This window comes from Mycobacterium sp., from assembly GCF_032161845.1.
In the GTDB taxonomy this organism is placed as follows: Bacteria; Actinomycetota; Actinomycetes; order Mycobacteriales; family Mycobacteriaceae; genus Mycobacterium.
Genome location: NZ_JAVRQA010000335.1, coordinates 1 through 5320, shown reverse-complemented (window position 1 = coordinate 5320; position 5320 = coordinate 1). Strand labels below are relative to the sequence as shown.

7 protein-coding genes are annotated in these 5320 nt (G+C 67.5%); 3 read left to right on the top strand and 4 right to left on the bottom strand.

Annotated elements, in window-relative coordinates; translation table 11 throughout:
* Positions 1-504 (bottom strand): SDR family oxidoreductase (locus QOD90_RS18195; RefSeq protein ID WP_526352202.1); only part of this gene is annotated, 504 nt, incomplete at its 3' end.
* A gap of 128 nt (positions 505-632) precedes the next feature.
* On the opposite strand from QOD90_RS18195, the gene QOD90_RS18190 reads away from it, so the two are divergent.
* Positions 633-1502, top strand: a complete 870-nt coding sequence (locus tag QOD90_RS18190) for a MaoC family dehydratase (protein ID WP_526352200.1) — start codon at positions 633-635, stop codon at positions 1500-1502.
* Positions 1503-1997: a DUF1348 family protein gene (locus QOD90_RS18185; RefSeq protein WP_526352198.1), complete on the top strand. Its 495-nt coding sequence runs from the start codon at positions 1503-1505 to the stop codon at positions 1995-1997. It begins immediately after the preceding gene.
* A gap of 60 nt (positions 1998-2057) precedes the next feature.
* Here the strand turns inward: QOD90_RS18185 and QOD90_RS18180 are convergent, their stop codons facing one another.
* Genes QOD90_RS18180 through QOD90_RS18170 form a run of 3 tightly spaced genes read right to left on the bottom strand, consistent with a single transcriptional unit; the run spans position 2058 to position 4058 of the window.
* On the bottom strand, positions 2058-2822 hold the full coding sequence (locus QOD90_RS18180) for an SDR family NAD(P)-dependent oxidoreductase (protein WP_526352196.1): 765 nt from the start codon (positions 2820-2822) through the stop codon (positions 2058-2060).
* Between the two features lie 43 nt (positions 2823-2865).
* Positions 2866-3339 (bottom strand): SRPBCC family protein, encoded by a 474-nt coding sequence (locus QOD90_RS18175; RefSeq protein WP_526352194.1) that lies wholly within the window; start codon positions 3337-3339, stop codon positions 2866-2868.
* On the bottom strand, positions 3336-4058 hold the full coding sequence (locus tag QOD90_RS18170; protein WP_526352192.1) for a DUF899 domain-containing protein: 723 nt from the start codon (positions 4056-4058) through the stop codon (positions 3336-3338). The genes QOD90_RS18175 and QOD90_RS18170 overlap by 4 nt, the downstream gene beginning before the upstream one ends.
* Positions 4059-4200: 142 nt before the next feature.
* Here QOD90_RS18170 and QOD90_RS18165 point away from each other — a divergent pair.
* On the top strand, positions 4201-5320 hold a 1120-nt coding region (locus QOD90_RS18165), incomplete at its 3' end, for a PHP domain-containing protein (RefSeq protein ID WP_526352190.1).

Below are 5320 nucleotides of genomic sequence, written 5' to 3'. Positions count from 1 at the left end.
CTGGGCGGCGCGCACCAGCATCTCGGCCTCGAACTTGGTTTGGTGATACGGCGTCGGCAGGTCCTGCGCGACGTCGAAGTCCTCCTCGGTGTACTCGCCGGGGAACGTGCCTGCCACCGCGATCGACGACACGTGGTGAAGGGTGGCGTCCACCCGCTTTGCGAGGTCGATCACCGCTTTGGTGCCGTCGACGTTGGCATTCCGCATTGCGGCTTCAGCGTCCGAGTCGTCGGCGGTGACGTCGTAGACCGCACCGCAGTGCACCACGTGGTCGACGGATCCGAGTTCGGCGATCGTCTCGCGGGAGAGTCCGAGGCCCGTCGCGGTAAGGTCCCCGACCAGGGGTTTCGCTCGGTCGCCCCAGCGTTCGGCGAGCCGCTCGAACCGGGACAGGGACTCCCGGCGCACCAGGACCCACACTTCGGGATCGTCGTTGCGGGAGAGGATCGCGGACACGACGCGGCGGCCAATGAACCCGGTACCGCCGGTAACGACATAGCGCATGCGAGCCATGGTCACCCCTGTTCAGGCAAAGGTCAACCAGGTGTGACCCGATCGTGGGGCCGCCTAAGGGGCTCCACGCTGCCGCGCTATCGTCCGAATGAGCCGCCAACGCCTTCAAGGGAGAATGCATGCCGATCAACCCAGCTGCCATCGGTGCCAAGTCCGCGCCGCAAGCGTTCGAATGGACTGAACGCGACACCCTGTTGTATGCGCTCGGCGTCGGTGCCGGCACCAAGGACTTGGCGTTCACCACCGAGAACAGCCACGACATCACCCAGCAGGTGCTGCCGACGTACGCCGTCATCGCCTGCCCGGCATGGGGTGCGGCGGCCGAGGTCGGGTCGTTCAACTGGGCCATGCTGCTGCATGGCTCGCAGCAGATTCGCCTGCACGCGCCATTGCCCCCTTCGGGCAAGCTCAACGTGACCTCCGAGGTCGCCGATATCCAGGACAAGGGCGAGGGCAAGAACGCCATCCTGGTGCTCAAGGGCACCGGCACCGATCCGGAGACGGGGAAGGTGATTGCCGAGTCGGTGTCGACCGCCGTGATCCGTGGCGAAGGCGGCTTCGGCGGTCAGCCGGGCGAGCGTCCCGTCGCCCCGGAGATCCCTGACCGTGAGCCGGACGCGAAGGTCGCGTTGCCGACCACCGAGGATCAGCCGCTGATCTATCGCCTGTCGGGCGACCGCAACCCGTTGCACAGCGACCCGTGGTTTGCGCAGAACCTGGCTGGCTTCCCCAAGCCGATCCTGCACGGACTCTGCACCTACGGGGTCGCCGGACGGGTTCTGGTGGCCGAACTCGGTGGCGGGGACGCGGAGAGGATCACCGCGGTCGGCGCCAGGTTTACCTCGCCGGTGTTCCCCGGCGAAACGCTGACGACGTCGGTGTGGCGCACCGAGCCGGGGCACGCGGTGTTCCGCACGGAGGCTGCCGGAGTCGACGGGTCGAACGCGCGGGTGGTGCTCGACGACGGCACCGCGGAATACGTGGACTAGATGCGCCCACCGTTACCGCCCTTCGATCTCGAGAGCGCGATCGTCAAGGTGCAGGCCGCCGAGGATGCCTGGAACACCCGGGACCCCCACCGGGTGAGCCTGGCGTACACCGAGGATTCGCAATGGCGCAACCGCGATCAGTTCGTCACGGGACGGGCGGAGATCGTCGAGTTCCTGACGGCCAAGTGGGCCAGGGAACTCGACTACGTCCTTCGCAAGAGTCTGTGGGGTTTTCGCGAGAATCGGATGGCGGTTCGCTTTCAATACGAGTGGCGCGACGCCGGCGGGCAGGAGCGAAGCGACTCGGGAGATGTCACCGCTGGGCAGTGGTTCCGCAGCTATGGCAACGAGCTATGGGAATTCGACGAGCAGGGCCTCATGCGGCGTCGGGAGGCCAGCATCAACGACATCGCCATCGACGAGACCGACCGCAGGTACTTCGGGCCGCGCCCGGAATCCGAGCGGGGCAGCGGCCACGACATTCCGTTGCACTAACCGTGACGACGTCGGTGTGGCGCACCGAGCCGGGGCATGCGGTGTTCGGCACGGAGGCTGCTACCAGGTCTGTTCGGCCGCCCGCACCAGGATCTCGTTGACCGCGACGCGGCGATCACGGGTCACGATGTAGGTCACCGCGTCGGCGATGTCGGCGGGCTCCAGCTTCACCATGCCGGGACTGCGCGCCTCGATGGCTTCGCGTTCGGCTGGTGTCAGGTTGTTCGTGATCTCGGTCTGCACGGTGCCCGGCTCGACCAGGCCGACTCGCACCCGCTGGCCTAGTACCTCCTGCCGGATGGCCTCGGAGAACGCGCCGACGCCGAACTTGGTCAGGGCGTACACGGCGGTGCCGGGCCGCGCGACGCGTCCCGCGGTAGAGCTGATGTTGACGACGTCGGCGACGCCGCGCGGCGAATCGGCTGCCGCGGTGATGAGGTGCGGCAGACTCGCGCGCGTAACGTAGAGCAGCCCTTGCACATTCACGCTCAACATCTTGTCCCAGTCCGCTGGGTCGGCCTCGGCGACAGGACCGATCAACATCAATCCGGCGTTGTTGACCACCGTGTCGAGGCGCCCCAGTTCGGTCACCACGGTTCCCACCGCTGCGGCGGCCTGCTGCTGATCGGACACGTCGGCCTCGACGGTCAGTGCGGTACCGCCGGAGGATTCGATGCGTGCCTTGAGGTCGTCGAGCCGGTCGCGTCGTCGCGCAAGGAGCGCGATGGATGCGCCTTCGGCGGCCAGCGCCAGAGCCGTCGCCTCCCCGATGCCGCTGCTCGCGCCGGTGACCAGTGCGACCGTGCCGTGAAGTTTCTGAGTCATGTTCAGATCTACCGGGTGACGGTGCCAGGTATTCCGAACTGGGCTAACGCACAGCGCGTTCCAAGGCGGCAAGGGACTGCTCGATGAAGTCCTCACCGAACACCGGCACCCCGATGGTGTCGCGGAACTCCTGCACCGTTCCGCTCCAGTCGTAGGTGAGCGTGACGTCGGTACCCGCGCCGTTCGGCACCAGGTCGTAGCGCCACGTCCAGCCGCCCGGACTGTGCTGGCCGGCCTCGTCGAATTGCCCAGGCAGCCATGCAATGGTGCGGTTCTCGTCGAACGCCGTGACCAGGTTGTGCATGACGTAGTGGCCGCCGGCCTGCTCCAAGAACATGTTCACCGCGAACATCTGCCCCTCCGCCGTCACCGGCTCGGTGTCCACGGCATCGCGGACCCAGTCGCCCGGCTCGGTGTCCTTGTGGCGGGTCGGGTCGGTCAGCACGGCGAAGATCGCCGCCGGTGATGCCGCGATGGTGCGGGTGACGACGTAATGCTCGTCGATCGATGTGGTCATGCGTTGTCTTCTGACCCGTAGGCCTTCGCGATGTCCGGTGAGTCGAGCCAATTCGAGTACGTCGGCGATTTCGGCCAGCCGGCGGGGGAGTCCTGCCATTCCTCCTGGCGGCCCCACGGTAGGAGGTCGATCAGCGCGAAGCTGTGGCTGAGCTGTTCGGTGCCGCGGCCGTCGGTGTGCCAGGTGCGGTAGACGGTATCGCCGTCACGCAGAAAGACGTTGACCGCGAAGCCGGTTCCAGGTGCCGCACCCATGTCGGAGCCGAAGGAACTCTCCGACGACGAATACCAGTCCATCCGATTGCCGACCTTGGTCTTGTAGGCCAACGCCTCCTCGATGGCCCCATTGGTCACGATGACGAATCGGGCGTCGTAGTTCTCCAGGAACTCCAGTCGGGTGAACTGCGACGTGAAGCCCGTGCAGCCGCCGCACTGCCACTCGGCGCCCGGCGACCACATGTGGTTGTAGACGATGAGCTGGTTGCGACCGTCGAAGACGTCGGCCAACCGGACGGGGCCGTCCGGCCCCACCAATGTGTACTCGGGCAGTTCCACCATGGGCAGCCGCCTGCGCTGGGCGGCGATCGCGTCGAGTTCGCGGGTGGCTGCCTTCTCCCGCGCGCGCAGTTCGTCGACGGCGGCGCGCCAGGTGTCCTGGTCGACAACCGGGGGGAGGGCCGTGGCGGAGGTTTCGTTCGGCATCGTCGTTTCGTTCGGCATCGTCGTCTTCCTTCAGTCGGCTGGTTGCTTACGGTGTTGACTCGTCCGGCTCCTCGAAGTCATCGGCAAGAGGTGCGCCTAACCAGTGAAGCAGCGCTTCCCGCCCGTAGTAATCGAACACGTGTTCGACTAGTCTGGATGTGTGGGTTGGCATAATGGACCGCCGAGCTGGGGCGAGATGGAACGCGTACTCACCGGCAAGCCGCGCCGGGCCGGGTCACGCCTTCCCGAGCCCACCGGCGACGGTGGTGACAGCCCGGCCTGGTCGCGCAAGCGCGGGAGCTACGAGGCGCCGGATCGGACGCGGGACGGCTCGACTCTCGGCTCGACGCCGTACGCCGAGCTGCACGCGCACTCGGCGTACAGCTTCCTCGACGGGGCCAGTACTCCGGAGGAATTGGTCGAGGAGGCCGCCCGGCTGAATCTGCGGGCCATCGCGCTGACGGATCACGACGGGTTGTACGGGGTGGTCCGATTCGCCGAGGCGGCCAGGGAACTCGACGTGCAGACGGTGTTCGGCGCCGAGCTCTCGTTGGGGAACGTCGCCCGTACCGAGGTGCCCGACCCGCCGGGGCCGCACCTGCTGGTCCTGGCGCGTGGGCCCGAGGGGTATCGACGGTTGTCACGGGAGCTCGCCAAGGCGCATCTGGCAGGCGGGGAGAAGGGCAAGCCGCGCTACGACTTCGACGCGTTGACCGAAGCTGCGGGCGGGCACTGGCACGTCCTGACCGGATGCCGCAAAGGCCATGTGCGCCAAGCGCTGTCGGCCGGCGGCCCAGAGGCGGCCGCGGCGGCGCTCGCCGAGCTGGTCGACCGGTTCGGGGCCGATCGGGTGAGTGTCGAGCTGACCCACCACGGCCATCCGCTCGACGACGAGCGCAACGCCGAGCTCGCGGCGTTGGCGCCGCGGTTCGGCGTTGGCGTCGTCGCCACCACCGCGGCGCACTTCGCCGAACCGGCCCGCGGCAGATTGGCCATGGCGATGGGAGCCATCCGGGCGCGCAACTCGATGGATGAGGCGAGCGGATGGCTAGCGCCACTTGGTGGTTCGCACCTTCGGTCAGGGGATGAGATGGCGCGCCTGTTCGCCCACCATCCCGGGACGGTGGCAGCCGCGGCCGAATTGGGCGAGCAATGTGCGTTCGGGTTGGCGCTCATCGCCCCGAAGCTGCCACCGTTCAACGTGCCGGCGGGGCAGACCGAGGACAGCTGGCTGCGACACCTCGTGATGACCGGTGCCCACAATCGTTACGGCCCGCCGG